This is a genomic window from Kitasatospora sp. NPDC092948, from assembly GCF_044754805.1.
GTDB lineage: Bacteria > Actinomycetota > Actinomycetes > Streptomycetales > Streptomycetaceae > Kitasatospora.
In genome coordinates this window covers 13,175-35,980 of record NZ_JBIVPU010000011.1, presented here as the reverse complement: position 1 = coordinate 35,980, position 22,806 = coordinate 13,175, and the positions used below count along the sequence as shown (strand labels likewise).

General features: G+C 73.2%; 14 protein-coding genes and 1 pseudogene. 5 read left to right on the top strand and 10 right to left on the bottom strand.

The features are described from left to right. Window positions 1-76 precede the first annotated feature (76 nt). On the bottom strand, window positions 77-1,897 hold the full coding sequence (locus ACIQF6_RS26975) for a protein kinase (RefSeq protein ID WP_400899428.1): 1,821 nt from the start codon (window positions 1,895-1,897) through the stop codon (window positions 77-79). Between the two features lie 342 nt (window positions 1,898-2,239). Between ACIQF6_RS26975 and ACIQF6_RS26970 the strand changes: the two genes are divergently transcribed. Continuing rightward, window positions 2,240-4,942 carry an FtsK/SpoIIIE domain-containing protein gene (locus ACIQF6_RS26970; protein WP_400899750.1) on the top strand — a complete coding sequence of 901 codons (2,703 nt, stop codon included), beginning with the start codon at window positions 2,240-2,242 and terminating at the stop codon, window positions 4,940-4,942. Window positions 4,943-4,963: 21 nt separating this feature from the next. Here ACIQF6_RS26970 and ACIQF6_RS26965 read toward each other — a convergent pair whose 3' ends face one another. Then, entirely contained in the window at window positions 4,964-5,497 is a 534-nt protein-coding gene (locus ACIQF6_RS26965) for a M15 family metallopeptidase (RefSeq protein WP_400899426.1), read from the bottom strand. Between the two features lie 143 nt (window positions 5,498-5,640). On the opposite strand from ACIQF6_RS26965, the gene ACIQF6_RS26960 reads away from it, so the two are divergent. Both ACIQF6_RS26960 and ACIQF6_RS26955 read left to right on the top strand, forming a co-directional pair. Next, the gene (locus ACIQF6_RS26960; RefSeq protein WP_400899748.1) at window positions 5,641-6,303 is read left to right on the top strand and encodes a response regulator transcription factor; all 663 of its coding nucleotides are present in this window, start codon (window positions 5,641-5,643) and stop codon (window positions 6,301-6,303) included. Beyond that, entirely contained in the window at window positions 6,300-7,436 is a 1,137-nt protein-coding gene (locus ACIQF6_RS26955; protein WP_400899424.1) for a sensor histidine kinase, read from the top strand. The genes ACIQF6_RS26960 and ACIQF6_RS26955 overlap by 4 nt, the downstream gene beginning before the upstream one ends. A 60-nt stretch (window positions 7,437-7,496) precedes the next feature. On the opposite strand, the gene ACIQF6_RS26950 is transcribed toward ACIQF6_RS26955, so the two are convergent. The 6 genes from ACIQF6_RS26950 to ACIQF6_RS26925 form a co-directional block, all read right to left on the bottom strand. After that, a complete protein-coding gene (locus ACIQF6_RS26950; RefSeq protein ID WP_400899422.1) occupies window positions 7,497-8,030 on the bottom strand; it encodes a hypothetical protein in 534 nt (177 codons plus the stop codon). A gap of 72 nt (window positions 8,031-8,102) precedes the next feature. Continuing rightward, a complete protein-coding gene (locus ACIQF6_RS26945) occupies window positions 8,103-13,043 on the bottom strand; it encodes an NAD-glutamate dehydrogenase (RefSeq protein WP_400899420.1) in 4,941 nt (1,646 codons plus the stop codon). A 293-nt stretch (window positions 13,044-13,336) separates the two neighbouring features. After that, window positions 13,337-14,971 (bottom strand): L-glutamate gamma-semialdehyde dehydrogenase, encoded by a 1,635-nt coding sequence (gene pruA / locus ACIQF6_RS26940; protein ID WP_400899746.1) that lies wholly within the window; start codon window positions 14,969-14,971, stop codon window positions 13,337-13,339. A gap of 91 nt (window positions 14,972-15,062) precedes the next feature. Further along, window positions 15,063-15,719 carry an HAD family hydrolase gene (locus ACIQF6_RS26935; protein ID WP_400899418.1) on the bottom strand — a complete coding sequence of 219 codons (657 nt, stop codon included), beginning with the start codon at window positions 15,717-15,719 and terminating at the stop codon, window positions 15,063-15,065. 185 nt (window positions 15,720-15,904) lie between these two features. Next, entirely contained in the window at window positions 15,905-16,366 is a 462-nt protein-coding gene (locus ACIQF6_RS26930; protein ID WP_400899416.1) for a hypothetical protein, read from the bottom strand. A 193-nt stretch (window positions 16,367-16,559) separates the two neighbouring features. Beyond that, the gene (locus ACIQF6_RS26925; protein WP_400899414.1) at window positions 16,560-17,069 is read right to left on the bottom strand and encodes a DUF6912 family protein; all 510 of its coding nucleotides are present in this window, start codon (window positions 17,067-17,069) and stop codon (window positions 16,560-16,562) included. 300 nt (window positions 17,070-17,369) lie between these two features. Here ACIQF6_RS26925 and ACIQF6_RS26920 point away from each other — a divergent pair, with 300 nt between their 5' ends. Then, a complete protein-coding gene (locus ACIQF6_RS26920; RefSeq protein ID WP_400899412.1) occupies window positions 17,370-17,885 on the top strand; it encodes an Rv3235 family protein in 516 nt (171 codons plus the stop codon). Window positions 17,886-17,953: 68 nt separating this feature from the next. Here ACIQF6_RS26920 and secA read toward each other — a convergent pair whose 3' ends face one another. Next, window positions 17,954-20,731: a preprotein translocase subunit SecA gene (gene secA, locus ACIQF6_RS26915; protein ID WP_400899410.1), complete on the bottom strand. Its 2,778-nt coding sequence runs from the start codon at window positions 20,729-20,731 to the stop codon at window positions 17,954-17,956. Between the two features lie 219 nt (window positions 20,732-20,950). Between secA and ACIQF6_RS26910 the strand changes: the two genes are divergently transcribed. Next, entirely contained in the window at window positions 20,951-22,117 is a 1,167-nt protein-coding gene (locus tag ACIQF6_RS26910) for a winged helix-turn-helix domain-containing protein (protein ID WP_400899408.1), read from the top strand. A gap of 18 nt (window positions 22,118-22,135) precedes the next feature. Here the strand turns inward: ACIQF6_RS26910 and ACIQF6_RS26905 are convergent. Further along, window positions 22,136-22,804: pseudogene (locus ACIQF6_RS26905) on the bottom strand (response regulator); the annotation flags it as partial. Window positions 22,805-22,806: the final 2 nt, after the last annotated feature.

The window sequence follows — 22,806 nt, the reverse complement described above, 5'->3', positions numbered from 1 at the left end:
TCCGGGGGCCGTGGAGGGCCCCCGGAGCGGTTCCGATCCGATGGAATTTCGCGAGATTGTCGACAAAGCGTCAATTCTAGTTGCCGGTATGGCTGCTGACCCACGACCGGGCCGAGTCGAACCAGCTCACCACGTTGTCCCAGTAGTGCGGCAGCGGCGTGAAGTTCCACAGCGCCAGGCAGCCCAGCGCCAGCACCACCAGCACCACCAGGCAGCCCTTCGCGCAGCCCAGGCCCGGGATCCACATCCGGTTGCGGCTGCGCGGACGCGGCTCCCGCCGCTCGCGCTCGCGCTCCCGCTCGCGGGGCGGCTCCGGCTCCCGGTACGGCGGCTCCTGGCGGCGCGGCGGGGCCGGCTCGGCCCGGCGCTGCGGCGCCCCGTGGCCCTGCGGCCGGCCGTCGTAGCCGGGCGGCGGGCCGGCCTGCTGCGCCTGGTACGGCGGCGGGGCGACCGGCGGGCGGCCGCCGTGGCCCTGCGGCGGGCGCGGGTCGCCCGGCCGGCCGCCGCCCTGCTGCGGGTGCCGGCCGGGCTGCGGCTGGTACGGGCCCTGCTGCGGGGCGTACCGGCCGCCGCCGGGCTGCGGCGGCTGCTGCTGCCCCTGGTACGGCGGCGGGGCGACCGGCGGGCGCTGCCCGGGCGACGGGTACTGGCCGGCCTGGTACGGGCGGGGCGCGACCTGCGGGTCGGCCAGGTCCTCCGGCTCGAAATAGCCGATCCGGGTCTGCTCGTTGCGGTCCCGGGCGGCCTGAAGCTGCGTCTGCCACGGGTGCGGCCCGTCCGGCTGCGGCTCCGGGGCGGGCGGCATCGACGGCATCACCCTGGTGCGGTCGGCGGGCGGCACGGGCGGCTGCTGGCTCATCAGCCGGGTGCGGTCCTCGGCGCCCGGGACGGCCTGCTGGTGCGTCATGACCTGGGTGGCGGCCGCCGGGTCGTAGCCGGCGCCGCCGAACGTCGGGTCGTGGGCCGGCGCGGGCGGGGCCAGTGCCGGGTCGGGCAGCAGCAGCGCGCCGACCGAGAGGGCGGCGTCCACGGCCGCCGGGGAGGAGTGCACGCCGATGCCGGCCGCCACCACCCGCAGCGCCTCGGCCAGCGAGACGGCGGTGGGCCGCTCGGCCGGGTCCTTGCGCAGACAGCGCTCGACCACCGTCCACAGCGGTTCGGGCATGGTGCGCGGGCGCTCGGGCTCCTGCGCGAGGTGGGCCTGGAGGACCGCCATCGGGTTGTCGCCCTGGAACGGCGGGCGGCCGGTGACCAGTTCGTACAGCATGATGCCGGCGCCGTAGACGTCCACCGCGGTGGTCTGCGGGCGGCCGTCGGCGGACTCCGGGGCGACGTACGCGGGGGTGCCGACGAACTCGTGGGTGCGGGTGATGCCCGGGGAGTCGGCGAGCCGGGCGATGCCGAAGTCGGTGAGCATCGGGTACATCTGCTCGCCGCCGTCCACGGCCAGGGTGGCCAGCAGCACGTTGGCGGGCTTCAGGTCCCGGTGCACCACGCCGTCGGCGTGGCTGGCGGCCAGCGCGTCGGCGATCTGCGCCATCAGCAGCGCGCCGGCGATCGGCGACAGCGGGCCGGACTCGCGCAGGTAGCGGTACAGGTCGGGGCCGTCGATCAGGTCCATCACCAGGGCGAGCAGCTCGCCCTCGACCACCAGGTCGCGGGTGCGCACGATGTTGGGGTGGGTCAGCCGCAGCAGGACGGAGCGCTCGCGCAGGAAGCGCATCACCACGTCGGGGTCGGCGGCGAGCTCCTCGCGCAGCACCTTCACCGCGACGGCCTGGCCGGGCTGGAGGCCCTGCACGACGACGTCCTCGCGCACCCGGCCGCGCCAGACCGTGCCGGTCGCTCCGCGTCCGAGGCTCTCCTCGAGCAAGTACTTGCTTCCGACAGGCCGCACCTGTGCACTCCGTTCGGTCACCCGGCGCCCGCTGCCGGGGCCGCGATCCGGCACTCCCCCGTTCCCGTGAACGGCGCCGGGGCCATAGGGGAACCGCCCGCGCGCGAGGGCTCCCGGTTTTCGGCAACTCTAACGGTGCCCAGGCGGGTTTCCGAGGTGTTGCCCGGCCCGGCCGCGCACTGTCGGCCAGGTGGGGTGCCGGGGCATCCTTGACCTGACTCGGCGTCGGATTCACCATGTCGATCATCGCAAGATCGTCAAATCCGGTACCGTGCGCGGACTGTCCGTCCCGAGTGGCAGGATGGCAGGCACCACACGTGTGCAGAAGGGACCCCGGGCGTGATGCAGATCCGGCTCACCGTCCTTCGACCGCGCAGCGGCCCGAGCAGCCCCGGGAGCTCTGCCGACGTCCTGGTCACCGCGCCGGCCGGCACCACGCTCGGCGCCGTCGCCACCGCGCTGGCCGGCACGGTCGGCGTCCGCGGCCCGCGGTCCGCCACCCACGTGCATCTGTACGCCGGTGAGGAGCGCCTGGACGAGCAGCTCCCGCTCGGCCACCCGCCGCTGATCGACGGCGCCGTCCTCGCCCTCGGCGAACCCGACCCGGACACCGAGGACACCGCCGGCCGGCCCGCCGCCGAACTGCGCGTCGTCGGCGGCCCCGACGCCGGCGGCGTCCACCGCCTGCACGGCGAACGCATCCGGGTCGGCCGCTCCACCGAGGCCGACGTGCCGCTCGACGACCCCGACGTGTCCCGGCTGCACCTCGCCCTGCACCTGACCGCCGACGGCCACACCACCGTCCAGGACCTCGGCTCCACCAACGGCACCCTGCTGGACGAGCGCTACCTGCGCGAGGAGAGCGCCGAACTCGCGCCCGGCGCACTGCTGCGGATCGGCGAGTCCACGCTCCAACTCGCCCACCCCGCCGACATAGCGGCCCGCACCACCCCCGACGGCGAGGGCCGGCTCCGGCTCGCCCCCCGCCCCACCGCCCGCACCGCCCCGCACCGCCCGGCCGGCCCCGCGCCCGAACCCGAGCCCGCCGCCGACACCGGCGAGCGCCGCGGCCGCTGGCTGCGCCGCACCCGCCCCGAGCCGCCCGCCGTCGACGCCGACCGCCAGCACGCCAACGCCCGCCTGCGGCAGGCCGCCAACCAGCGCGAACGCTGGCCCGACCCGGCCGCCCTGCTGCTCGCCGCCCTCGGCACCGGCCCCCGGCTGTGGGAACGCGGCCCCGACCACCCCGACGCGCTCACCCTGCGCCTCGGCACCGCCGACCTCCCCGGCGGCCCCGGCACCGCCCCCGGCACCCTGCTGCCCGCCGTGCCCGCCACCGTCGACCTGCAGACCGCAGGCAGCCTCGGCCTGGCCGGCCCGCGCCACCGCCTCACCGGCCTGGCCCGCGCCGCGCTCGCCCAACTCGCCGCGCTGCACCCGCCCAGCGGCCTCGCCCTGGTGGTGATCGCCCCCGAGCACCTCGCCGAGGACTGGGCCTGGGCCCAGTGGCTGCCCCACCTGCGGCCCGCCCACAACCAGGCCTGCCGGCTGCTGTTCGGCCTCGGCCCCGAGCAGGCCGAGGCCCGGCTCACCGAACTCGCCTCCGCGACCTCCGCCGTGCCCGCCACCGTCGTCCTGGTCGACGGCGACCCCGGCACCGAGGCCGGCCGGCGCGCCCTCGGCCTGCTGCTCCGGCAGGGCCCCGCGGCCGGCGTGTTCGTCCTCTGCCTCGCCGACACCCCCGAGGAACTCCCCACCGGGCTCGGCGCGTTCGGCCTGATCACCGGCGAGGTCGCCACCCGCCTCACCCTCGACCGCCCGGTCGGCGGCGCCCGCGAACGCGTCACCGACATCGCCCTCGACGCGGTCTCCCCCGCCTGGGCCGAACGCCTCGCCCGCACCCTCGCCCCGCTGCGCGAGGCCGACACCGAGGCCGAGGCCGCCCGCGGGCCGCTGCCCGAGGCGCTGCGCCTGCTCGACCTGCTGCGCTCCGAATCGCTCTCCCCCGCCCGGCTCGCCGAGAGCTGGACGGCGCTGCCCGCCGGCGCGGGCGCCGCCGCCGCGCTGCTCGGCACCGCGCGCGGCCCGGCCGGCGAGGAGACCTGCTCCGTCGACCTCGCCGAGGACGGCGACCACCTGCTGATCGGCGGCGGCCCCGGCTCCGGCAAGTCCGAACTGCTGCGCAGCCTGGCCGCCTCGCTCGCGGTCTCCGAAAGCCCCGACCGGCTGGCGCTGCTGATGATCGACGGCGACCGCGCCGGGACGGGCGGCCTGACCGGCTGCACCGACCTGCCGCACGTCACCGACCACGTCAACGCCGCCGAGGATCCGCGCGGCGCACTGCTCGCCGCCGAGCGTCTGCTCGACGAACTCGCCCACCGCGAAGCCCTGTTCGACGGCCTCGGCTTCACCGAGTGGCACGCCCGGCGGGTCTTCGACAAGGCCCCCGCGCTGGTCGGCGGCCCCGCCGAGGACCCCGCGGACCGGCGCCGCGTGGTCGAGCCCCGCCGCTCCCCCGACGCCTCGGCCACCGGCGCCGTCCCCACCCGCCTGATCGTCGTCGTCGACGACTTCGACGCGCTGCTCGGCCCCGCCTCCCCCGGCGGCCGCCCGCTGGCCCGCGCGCTGGCCGCCGCCGCCACCCGCGGCGCCCGCCTCGGCGTGCACGTGGTCGCCACCACCGGCTCGCCGGAGACCACCGTCGGCACCGAACTCGACGAGGCCGCGCAGCTGCGAATCGCCCTGCGCACCGAACAGCCCGGCGACTCCGACCTGCTGATCGACCTGCCCGACGCCGCCGCCCTCCCCGGCAGCACCCCCGGCCGCGGCTACCTGCGCCGCCCCGACGGCGCCGTCACCGCCTTCCAGGGCGCCCGGGTCAGCGGCCGCATCCCGCGCACCGCGACGCTCCGCCCCACCGTCGTCGCCCAGCGCCTGGAGGACCACGGCGCCGCCCCGTCCCCCCGCCCCGTCCGCGAACTCGGCAACGGCCCCACCGACCTGGCCCTGCTCGCCTCCGCCCTGCGCCGCGCCACCGAGAGCTGACCGCCGCCGCCCGGACGCCGCTCACCCGGCGGCGTCCGGGAGCTGCGGCGGACAGTGGCCGCCCGGCGTCGTCAGCAGCTCGAAGTGCCACATCTCGTTGGCGTACACCTGGCACAGGCCGTACTTGGCGCCCTTGCGGTTCAACCAGTCGTCCGCGTCGGTCGGCCCGACGTCCACCGCCTTGCCGGACACGTGCGCGGACTTCTCCGGCGTGTTCACGTACCGCCGCGCCAGCTCCAGACTCCCGTACTTCGACACCGCCGCGTCCAGCAGCCGCTGCTGGTAGCTGCGGCTGCGCCACCCCGAGGTGACCCGCAGCTCGATCCCCTGCGCCTTCGCATCGGTGGCGGCGGTGCGCAGCGCGGCCAGCAGCGCCGGGTCGAGCCTGCTCACCGCCGCCGAGCCGTCGTCGAACGGGCTGGCCGAGACGCCGGCGGCCAGCTCGCCGTCGGCCGCCCGCACCTGCTCCGATCCCCCCACGACGAACGCCGCCACCGCCCCGAGCGCCACCGCCGCTCCCACTCCGGTGATCGTCCGCCGTGTGACCTTCCGCATCTTCGCCTCCTGCTCCGTGCACGTATGTCCGGGCTCCATTGCAGGGCGGGCGCTGTTGCGGGGGCGTCTGCGTTTCCGCATACGTTTTCGACATGCGACCTCGGGTTCAATGGATGTCCGATCGTCGAGGAGCGGAGCTGTGCGTGCGGGTGCTGGTGGTGGAGGACGAGGAGTACCTCGCCGAGGCGGTGCAGGCCGGGTTGCGGTTGGCGGCGATCGCGTGCGACGTGGCGGAGGACGGCGAGGCGGCCTGGGAGCGGCTGGGGGTGCACCGGTACGACGTGGTGGTGCTGGACCGGGACCTGCCGGGGATGTCGGGCGACGAGGTGTGCCGGCGGATCGTCGCGGCGGGGCTGGGCTGCCGGGTGCTGATGCTGACGGCGGCGTCCCGGCTGGACCAGAAGGTCGCGGGGTTCGAGCTGGGCGCGGACGACTACCTGACCAAGCCGTTCGACCTGGCGGAACTGGTGGTGCGGCTGCGGTCGTTGGCGCGCCGCCCGGAGCAGTCCGCCCCGCCGGTGCTGGAGTTCGCGGGCCTGCGGGTGGACCCGTTCCGCCGCGAGGTGTTCCGGGACGGACGCTACGTCGCGCTGCCGCGCAAGCAGTTCGCGGTGCTGGAGGTGCTGATGGCGGCGCGCGGCGGGGTGGTGAGCGCGGAGGACCTGCTGGAGCGGGCCTGGGACGAGCACGCGGACCCGTTCACCAACGCGGTCCGGATCACCATCTCGGGTCTGCGCAAGCGTCTCGGTGAGCCGTGGGTGATCCACACCGTGCCCGGTGTCGGCTATCGCCTGGACGCGGTGTGAGCCGCCCCCGCCGGCTGACCGCCCGGCTGCGGCTGACGCTGAGCTACACGCTGTTCACCGTGACCACCGGCGTGCTCTGCCTGGCCGTGGTGTACGTCGGCATGAAGTACGTCCCCAACTACCCGCTGACGTCGGCGAATCCGCGCCACCGCTCGGACGCCCCGTCCCGGCAGGAGATCCTGACCTCGCTGCTGACCGCGTCGGCGTACGCGCTGGCCCTGCTGACGGTGGTGGGGATGGCGGGCGGCTGGCTGGTGGCGGGACGGGTGCTGCGGCCGTTGCAGGAGGTGACGGCGGCGGCGCGGCGGGCGTCCGGCGGGGACCTGGGGCACCGGATCGCGCTGGCCGGGCCGCGGGACGAGTTCACCGAACTCGCGGACGCCTTCGACGAGATGCTGGCCCGGCTGGAGCGCTCGTTCGAGGCGCAGCAGCGGTTCGCGGCGAACGCCTCCCACGAGTTGCGCACGCCGCTGGCGATCAACCGGACGATGCTCCAGGTGGCGGCGGCCGACCCGGCCGGGCAGGACTGGCCCCGGCTGGTGTCACGGCTGCTGGACACCAACCGGCGCGGCATCGAGGTCACCGAGGCGCTGCTCCAGCTCGCCGAACTCTCGCACCGCACACCGGAGTCGGCGCCACTGGAGCTGGCCGGGCCGGCCCGTGAGGCGCTGGCGGCGGTCGCCCCGGAGGCCGCCGAGCTGGGCGTGGCGGTCTCCGCGGACCTGGCCGCCGCCCCGACCGTCGGCAACGAGGTGCTGCTGCGGCAGGCGGCGGTGAACCTGCTCCAGAACGCCGTCCGCCACAACCTGCCGTCCGGCGGCCGGGTGGAGCTGACCACCGGACCGGACCCTCACCGGCCGGGCCGGGTCCGGCTGACGGTGCGCAACTCCGGCCCGGTGCTGGAGGGCCCGATGGTCGCCACGCTCACCGAGCCGTTCCTGCGCGCCGGCGGCCGAACAGCACAGCGCGGCCCGGTCCGACGCGGCCACGGCCTGGGCCTGGCCATCGTCACGGCCATCACCGGGGCCCACGGCGGGCGCCTGCACCTGACGGCCAACCCGGACGGCGGCCTGACAGCCACGCTCGACCTGCCCGGTGGGCCGGACGGCGGGGCGGCGGGCACAGCCGGCTGAGATCGGCGACCCGGGCACCGCCCGCTCTCCCCGGGGCCGACCGCGGCCCGACGACCGCGCTCAGTCCGCCCGGTAGGGCACGTAACGGGGCTGCGGGCGGGGCCAGGTGAAGTCCAGGAACAGCGGGTAGTCGTCGCGTTCCAGGCAGCGCAGCAGGAACTCGGCGAAGGTGCCGCGGGTGGCGTACCACTGGCCGGTGTCGCTGACCACGGCGATCGGCCAGCGGTCCGGGTCGGGGCCCTGGGCGAGGAAGAACCAGGAGCCGCCGTACTTGTCGACGCCCCAGCCGATCAGCCCGCCGGGCTCGGGGTGGTACGGGAACGGGTCGAGGTCGTGGTTGCGCTGCTGGCCGGGCTGCGAGCCGTACCACGCGCCCCACAGTTCGCGGGCCTCGTCCGGGGTGCCGTCGACCGGTCCGAGGACGGTGAGGAAGCCGTCCAGGGTGCCGGGGCCCCAGCGGTCCACGAACGCCCGGTAGGCGCTCGGCAGGCGGATCCCGAGGTAGCTCTCGGCGGCGTCCCAACTGCCGTGCGGGGCTTGCCCGTCGGGTTCGCCGAGCAGTTCCGTGAGCCGGTGGAGCACCGCGTCCGTCATGGCCGCCATTGTGCCGCAGACGCCCGAAGGGGCCCCGGGCGGGTTGCCCGGGGCCCCTTCGGGGCGGTGCGGTCAGCGACCGGCGCGCAGCAGGGTGCGGATGACCCGCATGGCGACCGAGAGGCTGGACAGCTCGTAGTTGTCCGAACCCCTTATGTCGTCGAGGGTGGTGCGGGCCCGGCTGAGCAGGGTGCCGTTGAGCTCGGCCCAGTCGGTGTAGCGCTCCTCGGGGCCGGCCCCGGCGGGACCGGCGGCCAGCACGTCGGCGGTGAGCGCGGCGTGCGCGGCGTACAGGTCCTCGCGGATCGCGGCGCGGGCCATCGAGGACCACCGGTCGGTGCGCGGCAGTTCGATGATCCGGTCGAGCAGGTGGCTGATCTCCAGGCGGTCGCCGAGGTCGTAGTACAGCTCGGCGACCTCCATCACGTCGGCGTCCGAGCGGTCCGCGACACCGACGATGTCGAGGGTCGGGAACGCGGAGGACAGCCCGGCCATCCGACCGGCCAGCTCGTCGGGCACCCCGGCGGAGACCAGCCGCTGGTGCACCGACTCGTACCAGGCGAGGTCCTCGCCGCGCAGCGGCTTGGGCAGCGAGTCCCAGACCTGGTTGACCCGGTCGTGGAAGAACGCGATGGTGCCGGCGATGTCGAGCGGCTGGCGGCGGTTGCCCAGCATCCACCGGGTGGCGCGCTCGACCAGACGGCGGGCGTGCAGCCGCATGGTGGTCTGGATCTTGGCGCCGACCTGGTTGTCGAGGCCCTCGACCTGGTCCCAGAGCTGCTCCAGGCCGAACACCGCGCGGGCGGCGGCGTGGGTGCGGGCGATCTCCTCCATCGTCGCGCCGGTCTCCTCGCGGAGCCGGAACGCGAAGGTGCAGCCACCGCGGTTGATCGTGTCGTTGACGATCAGGGTGGTGATGATCTCGCGGCGCAGCGGGTGGTTGTCGATCTGCTCGGCGAACCGGGCGCGCAGCGCGCTCGGGAAGTACTGGTGCAGCACGTCCCGGAAGTACGGGTCGTCGGGCAGGTCGGTGGCGAGCAGCTCGTCCGCGAGGGTGATCTTGGTGTAGGCGAGCAGCACCGACAGCTCGGGCTGGGACAGGCCGCGGCCGGCCTGCTGGCGCTCCCGGATCTGCTTCTCGGCGGGCAGGAACTCCAGCGCCCGGTCGAGCTGTCCGTTGGACTCCAGCCGGTTGATCATGCGGGAGTGCACGTTGACCATGCTGGCGGCCTGCGCGACGGCGTTGGCCAGCACCACGTTCTGCGCGTAGTTGTTGCGCAGCACCAGTCGGCCGACCTCGTCGGTCATCTCGGCGAGCAGGGCGTTGCGCTGCTTGACCGTCATGTCGCCGTCGGCGACCACCTGGTTGAGCAGGATCTTGATGTTCACCTCGTGGTCCGAGGTGTCGACGCCGGCCGAGTTGTCGATGGCGTCGGTGTTGATCCAGCCGCCGCTGGACTGCGGGCCGCCGTGCGAGGCGAACTCGATCCGGCCGAGCTGGGTGCAGCCGAGGTTGCCGCCCTCGCCGACCACGCGGGCGCGGATGTCGCTGCCGTTGACCCGGATGACGTCGTTGGCCTTGTCGCCGACCTCCGCGTTGGTCTCCGTGGAGGCCTTCACGTAGGTGCCGATGCCGCCGTTCCAGAACAGGTCCACGGGGGCCTGCAGGATGGCCTTCATCAGCTCGGCGGGGGTGAGCTTGGCGGCCTCGATGCCGAGCCGCTCGCGGACCTGGGCGGACAGCGCGATCGACTTGGCGGAGCGCGGGAAGACGCCGCCGCCGGCCGAGATCAGCGACTTGTCGTAGTCGTCCCAGGAGCTGCGCGGCAGGTCGAACAGGCGGCGGCGCTCGGCGTGCGAGACGGCCGCGTCCGGGTTCGGGTCGAGGAAGATGTGCCGGTGGTCGAACGCGGCGACCAGGCGGATGTGCTCGGAGAGCAGCATGCCGTTGCCGAACACGTCGCCGGACATGTCGCCGATGCCGACGACGGTGAAGTCCTCGGACTGGGTGTCGACGCCGAGCTCGCGGAAGTTGCGCTTGACGGACTCCCAGGCGCCGCGGGCGGTGATGCCCATGCCCTTGTGGTCGTAGCCGGCCGAGCCGCCGGAGGCGAACGCGTCGCCCAGCCAGAAGCCGTAGGACTCGGCCACGCCGTTGGCGATGTCGGAGAACGTCGCGGTGCCCTTGTCGGCGGCGACCACCAGGTAGGTGTCGTCCTCGTCGTGGCGGACCACGTCCACCGGGTGCACGACCTCGCCCGCGACCAGGTTGTCGGTGATGTCGAGCAGCGCCGAGATGAAGGTCTTGTACGAGGCGACGCCCTCGGCGAGCCACGCGTCGCGGTCGACCGCCGGGTCCGGCAGCTGCTTGGCGACGAAGCCGCCCTTGGCGCCGACCGGCACGATGACGGTGTTCTTGACCATCTGGGCCTTGACCAGGCCGAGGATCTCGGTGCGGAAGTCCTCACGCCGGTCGGACCAGCGCAGACCGCCGCGGGCGACCTTGCCGAAGCGCAGGTGGACGCCCTCGACCCGGGGCGAGTACACCCAGATCTCGAAGGCGGGGCGCGGCGCCGGCAGGTCCGGGATGGCCTTCGGGTCGAACTTCATCGACACGTACGAGTGCCAGTTGCCCTCGGCGTCGTGCTGGAAGAAGTTGGTCCGCAGGGTGGCCTTGATCAGGTGCAGGAAGGAGCGCAGGATGCGGTCCTCGTCCAGCGACACGACCTCGTCGAGGGCGCCGGCCAGCTCTTCCAGGATGGCGTCGGTCAGCTCGTCGCCGCCGGAGCGGTGGCTCGGCGACAGCCGGGCCTCGAACAGGTTGACCAGCAGCCGGGTGGTGTGGGTGTTGTTGCGGAGCGCGTCCTCCATGTAGTCCTGGGAGAACGTGGAGCCCGCCTGCCGCAGGTACTTGGCGTACGCGCGCAGCACCACGGCCTGACGCCAGGTCAGCTTGGCGGTGAGGACCAGCTCGTTGAAGCCGTCGTTCTCGGCCCGGCCGCGCCAGGTCGCCGAGAAGGTGTCCTGGAAGCGCTCGCGGTCCTCGTCGGTGAGCTCGGTGCCCTCGCGCAGCCGCAGGCCGAAGTCGACCACCCACGCGGTGGTGCCGTCGGTGCGGCGCAGCGCGTACGGGTGCTCGTCGAGCACCTCGACGCCCAGCCGTTGCAGGACCGGCAGGACCTCGGTGAGCGAGATCGGGCCGCCCACCCGGTAGATCTTGAAGCGGCGCTCGTCGTCGCCGGCGCCGACCGGCTGGTACAGGTTCAGGCGGAAGTCGCCCTCGCCGGTGAGCGATTCGATCTGCTTGAGGTCGGCGACGGCGGTGCGCGGCGGGAAGTCGGCGCGGTAGCCGTCGGGGAACGCGGTGGCGTACTTGTGGCCCAGCTCGGCGGCCTTCTCCTCGCCGAACTCGGTCTGCAGCTGGTCGTTGAAGCCGTCCATCCAGAACCGGGCGGCGTCGGCGAGCCGGTTCTCGATCCGCTCGATGTCGGCGTCGGACAGCTGCGGCAGCTCGGCGCCGGGGGCGACCCGGACCACGAAGTGCAGGCGGGTCAGCACCGACTCGGTGGCGTACACCGTGTAGTCGATGGTGTCGCCGTCCAGCTCCTCCTTGAGGATGCTCATCAGGGCGAGCCGGATGCGGGTGGTGTAGCGGTCGCGCGGCAGGTACACGTACGCCGAGAAGTAACGGCCGTACTCGTCCTGGCGGAGGAACAGCCGCAGCCGGCGGCGCTCCTGCAGGTACAGCACGCTGGTGGCGACGGACTGCAGCTCGGCGGCGGCGGTCTGGAACATCTCGTCGCGCGGGAAGGTCTCCATGATCTGGAGCAGGTCGCGGCCGTCGTGGCTGTCGCCGGAGAAGCCGGCGCCCTCCATGACCTCCTGCACCTTGCGGCGCACCACCGGGATCCGGGTGACCGACTCGGTGTAGGCGGCGGAGGAGAACAGGCCGAGGAAGCGGCGCTCGCCGGTCGGCTCGCCGGCCGCGTTGAACTTCTTCACGCCGACGTAGTCGAGGTACGCGGGGCGGTGCACGGTGGCGCGGCTGTTGGCCTTGGTGAGGACCAGCAGCTTCTTCTCGTGGGCCTTGGCACGGACCGGGGCGGAGAGCCGGCCGAACGCGTCGGAGACCGGGTGGTGGTCGACGTCGTGGCTGAGCGGGTCGGAGCGCAGGATGCCGAGGCCGGTGCCGGCGACCGCCTTGAGCACCTCCTCGCCCTCGTGCTCGACCAGGTCGTACTCGCGGTAGCCGAGGAAGGTGAAGTGGTCGTCGGCCAGCCAGCGCATCAGCTCCCAGGCCTCGCCGACCTCCTGCTCGGCCAGGTGCGCGGGGGGCTGCTCGGCGAGCTCGTCGGCCAGTCGGAGCGCGGAGTCGCGCATCTTCGACCAGTCCTCGACGACCTCGCGGACGTCGCCCAGCACGCGGCGCAGGCCCGCCTCGATGTCGCGCAGGTCCTCGCGGGCGGTCTCGCGGTCGATCTCGATGTGCATCCAGGACTCGACCACGGCGTCCGCGGGCCACTCGGCGCCGGCGGCCTGCGCGCGGTTGCACGCGTCGACGTCGAGGATCTCCAGCAGCTTGCCGGTGAGGTCGCGGCGCACCGCCAGCTGCGGGTGCACGACCAGGTGGATGGCGCGGTTCAGGCGGGTCAGCTCGTTGGTGACCGAGTCGACCAGGAACGGCATGTCGTCGGTGACGACCTCGACCACGGTGTGGCCGCAGGACCAGCCGTTCTCCTCCACGGTCGGGGTGGAGACCCGGACCTCGGCGGTGCCCTGGGGCCGCTTCAGGCCCAGGCGGTAGTGCGACGCCGCGGCACCGTAGACGTCCACCGGGTCCCGGCTGATCAGGTCCTCGGGGGCCGTGTGGAGGTAGTAGTGGTGCAGGTAGGCGGCCAGAGCACCGTTGCTCAGCCCCTCCCCGGGCGCCGCTCCCCCCACCTGGCTGTTCTCAGCGGCTGCTGCTGCCTTCTTGAGCAGTTCGGCCTTGGCTGCGTCCAGCTTGGTCTGCATGGCTGTTGGCTCCTGTCGCGCGCCGTTGCGTGACTCGGTGATGACTGGTGGGTGCACCGCCGGGCCCCGTCCGCAATCCTCCCGCACGCACCGGGCGGAAAAGCGCTCATGGCACGCATGAGTCGAGCTCCGCCCGGGTACGACACAACGTTTGGCCTACGTGACCGAAACCGGCGACGCCAGCCAGCCTAACGTGGCGAAACCTGGGTGTCAGGGGACATGAAGGCGCAATCCTGCAGGAAGATCGTTCCTTCCTGGACACGTTGTCCAATGGCCTTCGAGCGGCTTGTACGTCACTCGGGTGACCACTCCATGTGCGGGTGGACGTAGTCGGTCGGCGGGGTGAACGTCTCCTTGATCGACCTGGTGGACGTCCAGCGCAGCAGGTTCTGCGCCGCGCCCGCCTTGTCGTTGGTGCCGGACGCCCGGCCGCCGCCGAACGGCTGCTGCCCGACCACCGCTCCGGTCGGCTTGTCGTTGACGTACAGATTTCCGGCGGTGAACCGCAGCCGCTCCACCGCCTGCACGATGGCCCGCCGGTCCTGCGCGATCACCGAGCCGGTCAGCCCGTACGGGGCGGCCTCGTCGACCCGGCCCAGCGCCTCCTCCCAGCGGCTGTCCTCGTACACCTGGACGGCCAGGATCGGCCCGAAGTACTCGGTGGAGAAGATCTCGCCGCGCCGGTCGCCGCCGACCAGCACGGTCGGCCGGACGAACCACCCGATCGCGTCGTCGTACTGGCCGCCGGCCACCAGCTCCACCTGCGGGTCGGCCTTGGCCCGCTCGATCGCGTCCCGGTTGCGGGCGAAGGCGCGGGCGTCGATCAGCGCGCCCATGAAGTTGCTCAGGTCGGTGACGTCGCCGACGGTCAGCGCGTCCACCTCGCCGAGGAAGTCGTCCTTGATCCGCAGCCACAGGCTGCGCGGCAGGTACGCCCGGGACAGCGCCGAGCACTTCTGGCCCTGGTACTCGAACGCGCCGCGCAGCATCGCGGTGCGCAGCACCGCCGGGTCGGCGGAGGGGTGGGCGATCAGGAAGTCCTTGCCGCCGGTCTCGCCGACGATCCGCGGGTAGCCCCGGTAGCGGCCGATGTTCCGGCCGATCTCCCGCCACAGGTGCTGGAAGGTGGCGGTGGAACCGGTGAAGTGCAGCCCGGCCAGCGCCGGGTGCTGGAACGCCACCTCGGTCACCGCCTGCCCGTCGCCGGTGACCAGGTTGATCACGCCGGGCGGCAGGCCGGCCGTCTCCAGCAGCCGCATCAGGAAGTGCGCGGCCGGCATCTGGGTCGGCGCGGGCTTCCACACCACGGTGTTGCCCATCAGCGCGGGCGCGGTCGGCAGGTTGCCGGCCACCGAGGTGAAGTTGAACGGGGTGATCGCGCAGACGAAGCCCTCCAGCGGGCGGTGGTCGGCGCGGTTCCACACCCCGGGGGCGGAGATCGGCTGCTCGGCCAGGATCTGCCGGGCGAAGTGCACGTTGAAGCGCCAGAAGTCGACCAGCTCGCAGACGTCCAGATCGGCCTGCTGCACGGTCTTCGACTGCCCCAGCACGGTCGCGGCGACCAACGCGTCCCGCCACGGCCCGGCCAGCAGGTCGGCGGCGCGCAGCAGCACCGCCGCCCGGTCGTCGAACGCCATCCCGCGCCACTCCGGCGCCGCCGCCAGCGCCGCCGCCACGGCGTCCCGCACGTCGGCGGCCGTCGCGTTGCCCAGCACGCCGAGCTTCGCCGCGTGGTGGTGCGGCTGCACCACCTCGATCCGCTCCCCGCCGCCGATCCGCTGCTCGCCGCCGATGGTCATCGCAAGCGTGGTGTGCTGCTCGGCCAGGTGGTCCGCGATGCGCAGCAGCCGGGCCCGCTCGGGGCTGCCCGGCGCGTACGCCCGAGGCGGCTCGTTGACGGGTGTGGGGACGGTGGTGACCGCGTCGATCGGCATGCTGTTCAACTGCTCCGTACGGTGGTGCGTGTGCTTCCCCTACCAGGGTGAACACACCCACCCGCGTTGACGCGCCGTGACACGCCTACCGCGACAGTTCCTCCGCCACCGCGACGGCCTCCGCCAGCGAATCCACCACCGGCACGCCGACGTGGGCCAGCTTCTCCCGGGTGTGCGAGCCGCCCGTCCACAGCACCGACTTGATGCCCTGCGACAGCGCCGCGTGCGCGTCGTCGGCCGCGTCCCCGATCAGCACGGTCCGCTGCCGGTCGATCTCCCCGCCCAGCGCCGCCAGGTGCCCGGCCAACTGCTCGGCCTTGCGCCCGCCGGACTCGCCGCGCCGGCCGTCCACCCGAACGAAGTGCTTGGTCAGGCCGAACCCGTCGACCACCGGCACCAGCCCCTCGTGCTCGTACATCGACAGCAGCGACTGGCTGCGCCCGCCCGCCGTCCACCCCGTCAGCAGCTCCTCCGCGCCCGGCGTCAGCCCGCAGCCCGGGAACAGCTCCAGGTACTTGGCGTGGAACGCGTCGTCCAGCTCCACCCACTCGGCCTTGCTCGGCATCCGCCCCAGCAGGCGCTCGTAGAAGTTCGGGATGGGGATCTCGTACTGCGCCCGGTACTCGTCGAGCGACATCGGCCCGATCCCGAGCAGGGCGAACGCGGCGTTGCTCGCCCCCAGCACCGCCGGCATGTCCGACAGCAGCGTTCCGTTCCAGTCCCAGACTATGTGTGTGCGCACCCGCCAAGGGTAGGGCCGCGACGGGAGCTCCTCCCACCGAATTTCGACCGCCGCGCCCCTGCCCGCGAGCGGCTCGCCGCCCGGCCGTCCCACCGGGGGCGGGCACTCGCGCACCGGGGCCGATCCCGCATCCCGCCGGCGTCCGGAATCGCCGGCCCCCTGCGGTCCGCCCGCCCGGGCCGCCGTCAGGCGGCGACCCTCCCGTCGGCGACCAGCGCGGCCAGCGCCGTGCGCTGCACGTACGCCAGCCGCGCCACCGTCACGGCCGCCATCACCAGCGCGAACAGCACATGGCCGAAGGTCGAGGCCACCGCCGCCCCCAGCAGCCCGAGCAGCAGGTGGCTGCCGAACCGCAGGCCCACCAGCGCGAACGCCACCTTGCGCGTCCCCTTGCCGCGCCACAGCAGCTTCGCCAGCTTCAGCCGCGTGCGCAGCAGCGTCAGCGACACGGCGAGGTTCACGGCCCCCAGCGCCACCAGCGCCGGCCAGGCCGACGGGAACGCCCGCAGCAGGTCGAACGCCCCCGCCAGCACGCCCTCGAAGCCGAAGAACCACACCGGCAGCCGCATCCCCGCGGCGCTCGGCAGCTCCGCCTCCCCGGTCTCCTCGACCGCCACGACCTCCACGCCGACCGCGATGCTGCTCATGACGTCCCCCGTCGTCCGCCGTGCCCTTCCCCCGGCCCCTCGCCGGCGGTGCACACCACTTTGCCGGTCCGGGCCGGGCCTCGGGCAGGGCCTGCGCTCACCGGCCCGGTATGACGGATGTCATGGGACGCGAAGGACCCCGCTCCGGCGGGGGGGCCGGGCGGGGTCCTCGGAGAGCGGGAAAGCGGCGGGGTCAGGCGATCAGGGCGGGGATCTCCTGGGTGGCGAACCACAGCAGCTCGTGGTCCTCCGCGCCGTCCACGGTGAACTGCGCGTCCTGGTCGCCCTGGTCGGCGGCGGCGACGGCATCGGCCGCGGCGGCCACGTCGGCCTCCACGTCCGGGTCGGCGTCGTCGGCGTGCACGGAGGCGGCCTTCGCCAGCCGGATCGGGCCGGCCAGCACCACCCGGCCGAGCGAGGCCTGGTCCTGGTACTCGTCCCCGGGGAACGGCGTCACCGCGGAATCGGCGACCTCGACGGCCACCACCACGCGCCGGCGCGGCGCCTTCGGGTCGGCGGCCAGCAGCCGGACGGAGGACAGCGCGGCCCGGTTGAGCGCCGCGTACTCCAGCTCCTCCAGGTCGTCACTGACGTACCACTCGCGCAGCGCCGGAGTCACCGCGTACGCGACGCTCTGCTCCAGGACCCCCTCGGGGTGCGCCACCGCCAGGTCGTTCAACGTGGTGGGCACGTACACGCGCATGGGGGCACCCTTCCTCGGTCACTGTGCGACGGGTCAAGAATACGCAGCCCGCGGCCGCCGGTCCGCGCTGGGCCGGTCAGGCGACCGGCGGTGTCCCCCTTGGTGCCGCTCGGCCGCCGACCGTGCGTCAACTCCGTGACCGGCCGGGCCCGCCGGATCCCGTCGGCCGCCGCGCACCTCACCCGCACGAGTGGACTTCCCGGGCTTTCCGCGCGTGCGGTGAGCGGCTTGGGCCCGCCGCCGTGCGCCCGGTACCAAGGTCGGACCCTCCCCGCCGCCCCGACCTCCGAGAAGGCCCCGATGACCGAGCAGCTCACCCGGACGCCCGGCCCCCGCATCCGCCCGCTGGTCCACCCGGTGCACTCCGCCCGCCGCCCGGTCCGGCACCCGCACCCGGTCGGGGAGGCGGCCCGCACCGTCCGCAGCCCGCGGGCGGCCTGCGGCGACACGGGGCGCCCGGCCCGGCCGCGCAGCCCCGCGCCGTCCCGGACGGGCCACAGCGAGCTGGCGGCCCGTTTCGCCCGCCGCCTGGTGGAGGTGCTGTGCGGGGTGCGCCCGGTGCACCAGTTGCAGCGGCACACCACGCTGCCGGGGTTCCACCAGCTCGCGGCGCTCACCCGCAGCGGCCCGCTCCGCCCGCGCGGGCGGTCCTGGCAGCCGCGGCTGGGCCACGTGCACGACTCGGCGCCCGCGCCGGGCGCCGTGGAGGCCTGTGTGCGGGTCGAACTCGGGCCCCGCCACCACATGCTGGCGTTCCGCCTGGAGCAGCACACCCGCACCGGCCAGTGGCAGTGCGCCGCCGTGGAGGCCCGCTGACCGGGCGCAGCAGGACGGGGCGCCACCCCCGGGAAGGAGGTGACGCCCCGTCGGTCCGCTGCTGCGGGTCAGCCCTTGCGGCGCCGGCCCTTCGCGGCCTTGGCCGCCTTGCGGCGCTCGGCGCGGGTCAGGCCGTCGCCGTCGGGCACCAGGCCGTCCTCGTCGAAGTCGCCCTCGACCACGCCGCCGCCGACCTCGTCGGACGGGGCGGTGTAGTGCAGCTTCTTGCGCTCGGGGGCCTCCAGGCCCTTGGCGCGGATCTCCGGGCGGGCGGCCGGGACGGTGGCGTCCTTCTCCAGCTTGTCGAGCAGCACCTGCTCGTCGTCCGGGACCGGGACCTCCTCGACCTGCTGCTCGACCTGGACCTCCAGGTTGAACAGGTAGCCGACGGACTCCTCCTTGATGCCCTCCATCATCGCGGAGAACAGGTCGAAGCCCTCGCGCTGGTACTCGACCAGCGGGTCGCGCTGGGCGTAGGCGCGCAGCGCGATGCCCTCCTGGAGGTAGTCCATCTCGTAAAGGTGCTCGCGCCAGCGGCGGTCCAGCACCGAGAGGACGACGCGGCGCTCCAGCTCGCGCATGATCTGGTCGCCCAGCTGGTCCTCGCGCCGGCCGTAGGCGGCGGCGATGTCCTCCTGGATGGCCTTGGTGAGGTACTCGGAGGTGAGGCCGCCGTTCTCCGCCGCGTCCTCCTCCAGCTCGTCGAGGTCGAGGTCGAGCGGGTAGAGCTGCTTGAGCGCCGTCCACAGCTTGTCGAGGTCCCAGTCGTCCTCGAAGCCCTCGCCGGTGGCGGCCTCGACGTACGCGGCGACGGTGTCGTCCATGAAGTGGCCGACCTGCTCCTGCAGGTCCTCGCCCTCCAGGACGCGGCGGCGCTCGCCGTAGATGACCTCGCGCTGGCGGTTGAGGACCTCGTCGTACTTGAGGACGTTCTTGCGGATCTCGAAGTTCTGCTGCTCGACCTGGGTCTGCGCGGAGGCGATGGCGCGGGTGACCATCTTCGACTCGATCGGCACGTCCTCGGGGACGTTCGCCATCGACAGCACGCGCTCGACCATGCCGGCCTTGAACAGGCGCATCAGGTCGTCGCCCAGCGACAGGTAGAACCGGGACTCGCCCGGGTCGCCCTGACGGCCGGAGCGGCCGCGCAGCTGGTTGTCGATCCGGCGGGACTCGTGGCGCTCGGTGCCCAGGACGTACAGGCCGCCGATCTCCTGCACCTCCTCCTGCTCCGCCTTGACCGCGGCCTTGGCCTTCTCCATCGCGGCGGGCAGCGCGCCCTCGTACTCCTCCGGGGTGTCCTCGGGAGTGATGCCGCGCTGGGCGAGCTCGGCGGCGGCCAGGTGCTCGGGGTTGCCGCCGAGCATGATGTCGGTGCCGCGGCCGGCCATGTTGGTGGCGACGGTGACGGCGCCCTTGCGGCCGGCCTGCGCGACGATCTGCGCCTCGCGCTCGTGGTGCTTGGCGTTCAGCACCTCGTGCGGGATGCCGCGCTTGCGCAGCTCCTGCGAGAGGTACTCGGACTTCTCCACCGACACGGTGCCGACCAGCACCGGCTGGCCCTTCTCGTGGCGCTTGGCGATGTCCTCGACCACGGCGGCGAACTTGGCCGGCTCGGACTTGTAGATCAGGTCCGGCTGGTCGATCCGCTTGGGGGTCTTGTTGGTCGGGATCGGGACCACGCCGAGCTTGTAGATCTGGTGGAACTCGGCCGCCTCGGTGGTGCCGGTACCGGTCATGCCGGACAGCTTGTTGTACAGGCGGAAGAAGTTCTGCAGGGTGATGGTGGCCAGCGTCTGGTTCTCGTTCTGGACCTCGACGCCTTCCTTGGCCTCGATCGCCTGGTGCATGCCCTCGTTGTAGCGGCGGCCGGCCAGGATACGGCCGGTGTGCTCGTCGACGATCATGACCTCGCCGTTGATCACGACGTAGTCCTTGTCCCGCTTGTACAGCTCTTTCGCCTTGATGGCGTTGTTCAGGAAGCCGACCAGCGGGGTGTTCACCGACTCGTAGAGGTTGTCGATGCCCAGGTAGTCCTCGACCCGGGAGACACCGTCCTCCAGAATGCCGACGGTGCGCTTCTTCTCGTCGACCTCGTAGTCGCGCTCGATCTTGAGGCGCTGCACCAGCTTGGCGAAGTCGCTGTACCACTTGGTGGCCTGGTCGGCCGGGCCGGAGATGATCAGCGGGGTACGGGCCTCGTCGATCAGGATCGAGTCGACCTCGTCGACGATCGCGAAGTTGTGCCCGCGCTGCACCAGCTCGTCCTGCGACCACGCCATGTTGTCGCGCAGGTAGTCGAAGCCGAACTCGTTGTTGGTGCCGTACGTGATGTCCATCGCGTACTGCTTCTTGCGCTCGGCGGGCGTCATGTTGCCCAGGATCACGCCGACCTCGAGGCCCAGGAAGCGGTGCACCCGGCCCATCCACTCCGAGTCGCGCTCGGCGAGGTAGTCGTTGACGGTGATCAGGTGGACGCCCTTGCCGGTCAGCGCGTTCAGGTAGGCCGGCAGGGTGCCGACCAGGGTCTTGCCCTCGCCGGTGCGCATCTCGGCGACGTGGCCGTGGTGCAGCGCGGCGCCGCCCATGATCTGCACGTCGTAGTGGCGCTGGCCCAGGACGCGCTTGGCGGCCTCCCGGACGGTCGCGAAGGCCTCGGGGAGGAGGTCGTCCAAGCTCTCCCCGTCGGCGAGCCGGGCCTTGTACTCGTCGGTCAGTGCGCGCAGCTCGTCGTCGGTGAGGTTGACGAAGTCCTCTTCGATCGAGTTGACCTGGGCGGCAATCCGCTGCAGCTTGCGGAGGATCTTGCCCTCGCCTGCGCGCAGGATCTTGTCGAAGACGGACACGTGAGCGGGCTCCTTGCCTGGATCGGCTCTGGATGACTGACGGTGGGGAGTCCACCCCACCGTACGGGTCATCGTATGCGAGGAGGCCGAGCCCCCGGGAGGTCCGTCAGCACGCTATTCCTGTGTCACCCCTGGGGGCACATCGCCCGAAGCGGGGTGCAAACGGTCAAAGCGCTCGGGCGTGGCCGCAGTGTCAGTGCTCTCCTCTAGCCTCCCGCCATGGCTGCGACCCCTGCCCCGACCGTCCGGATCTCCGCCGACCACGCCCGCCGGCTCGCCCTGCGCGCCCAGGGACTGCTCGGTTCCCCCGACCGCCGCGCGGGCGCCCGCGGCGTGCTGCGCCTGCTCGGCGCCGTCCAGCTGGACACCATCTCGGTGCTCGCCCGCTCGCACGAACTGGTGCCGTACGCCCGGCTCGGGCCGGTCGGCCGCAAGCCCGTGGAGCAGGCGTACTGGGGGCACGGAACGGCCTTCGAGTACTGGTCGCACGCCGCCTGCATCCTGCCGATCGAGGAGTGGCCGCTGTTCGCGTTCCGCCGCCGCGCCAACCGCGCCAAGGGCCGGGTCTGGGGCCACCAGGTCTCCGCGGAGGTGTACGCGCAGGTCGTCGACCAGCTGCGCGCCGAGGGTCCGCTGACCTCCACCCACCTCGGCGGGGCCAAGAAGACCGCCGAGTGGTGGGACTGGTCCGACACCAAGATCGCGGTGGAGCGGGCGCTGGCCTTCGGCGACGTGGTGGTCACCGAACGGCGCGGCTGGAAGCGGGTGTACGACCTCGCCGAACGGGCGGTCCCCGGCGATTTGTTCGACCAGGACCTGACGGACGCCGCATGCCTGGAGCAGCTGGTGGCGCAGGCCGGCGCGGCGCTCGGGGTGGCCACCCGGGCCGACCTGATGGACTACCACCGCCTCAAGGGCGCCCAGCTGGACGCGGCGCTGCCCGCCTCCGGCCTGGTCCCGGTCGAGGTGGAGGGCTGGTCGGCCCCGGCCTGGGCCGACCCGGCGGCGCTGGAGTCGGAGCCGCGCGGCCGGCACCGCACCGCGCTGCTGTCCCCGTTCGACTCGCTGATCTGGGACCGCCCCCGCACCGAGCGGATCTTCGGCATGAGCCACCGCCTGGAGGCGTACACCCCCAAGCACAAGCGGGTGCACGGCTACTTCGCGATGCCGCTGCTGGCCGGCGGCCGCCTGGTCGGCCGGGTCGACCCGGCCCGCGAGGGCGCCACCCTGGTGGCCCGCCAGGTCTCGCTGGAGGGCCCCCGCTGGGTGTCGTCCCTCGCCGAGGCGCTGCGCGAGGCCGCCGAGTGGGTGGGCTGCTCGGACGTCCGGGTGGAGCGACTGGACGACGAGGCGCTGCGGCCGGCGCTGGAGCGGCTGCTGGCCTGACGCGCCATCAGGATTCGCTCAGCCTATTTCGAGGATCTTTTCACGCATCGCGTACACCACGGCCTCCATCCTGGAGTGCAGCTGGAGCTTCTCCAGGATGTTGCGCACGTGGTTCTTCACGGTGTTCTCACTGATGAACAGCTCCTTGGCGATCTCCCGGTTGTTCATCCCGGTGGCCACCAGCTTGAGCACCTCCAGCTCCCGGTCGGTCAGCCGGGGCGCGGGCACCAACTCCCGGTCGTCGGAGCGGCGCTGGATCATCGACTTGAACTCGGTCAGCAGCTTGGCCGCCATCGACGGGCTGATCTGCGACTGGCCGTCGGCCACCGCGCGGATCGCGGTGGCCACCTCGTCGGTGGAGATCTCCTTCAGCAGGTAGCCGGTCGCCCCCGCCTTGATCGCCTCGTAGAGGTCGGCCTCCTCGTCGCTGATCGTCAGCATGATGATCTTGGCGCTGGGCACCACGTCCTTGATCGCGGTGCACGCCTCGATGCCGCTGCGCCGGGGCATCCGGACGTCCATCAGGATGATGTCGGGCAGCAGGTCGGCGGCCTTCAGCACGGCCTCCGCGCCGTCCCCGGCCTCGCCGATGACCCGGATGTCCTCCTCCTCGGCGAGCACGATCTCCAGGCCGCGGCGGAACAGCGCGTGGTCGTCCACCACCAGCACCCGGATCGGCTCCGCGCGAC

Coding starts and splice junctions, on each gene's coding strand:
- ACIQF6_RS26930 (WP_400899416.1), bottom strand. CDS start 16,366: ATGAGCAGCATCGCGGTCGGCGTGGAGGTCGTGGCGGTCGAGGAGACC.
- ACIQF6_RS26965 (WP_400899426.1), bottom strand. CDS start 5,497: ATGCGGAAGGTCACACGGCGGACGATCACCGGAGTGGGAGCGGCGGTG.
- ACIQF6_RS26910 (WP_400899408.1), top strand. CDS start 20,951: ATGGCTGCGACCCCTGCCCCGACCGTCCGGATCTCCGCCGACCACGCC.
- ACIQF6_RS26925 (WP_400899414.1), bottom strand. CDS start 17,069: ATGCGCGTGTACGTGCCCACCACGTTGAACGACCTGGCGGTGGCGCAC.
- ACIQF6_RS26945 (WP_400899420.1), bottom strand. CDS start 13,043: ATGCAGACCAAGCTGGACGCAGCCAAGGCCGAACTGCTCAAGAAGGCA.
- ACIQF6_RS26950 (WP_400899422.1), bottom strand. CDS start 8,030: ATGACGGACGCGGTGCTCCACCGGCTCACGGAACTGCTCGGCGAACCC.
- ACIQF6_RS26920 (WP_400899412.1), top strand. CDS start 17,370: ATGACCGAGCAGCTCACCCGGACGCCCGGCCCCCGCATCCGCCCGCTG.
- ACIQF6_RS26970 (WP_400899750.1), top strand. CDS start 2,240: ATGCAGATCCGGCTCACCGTCCTTCGACCGCGCAGCGGCCCGAGCAGC.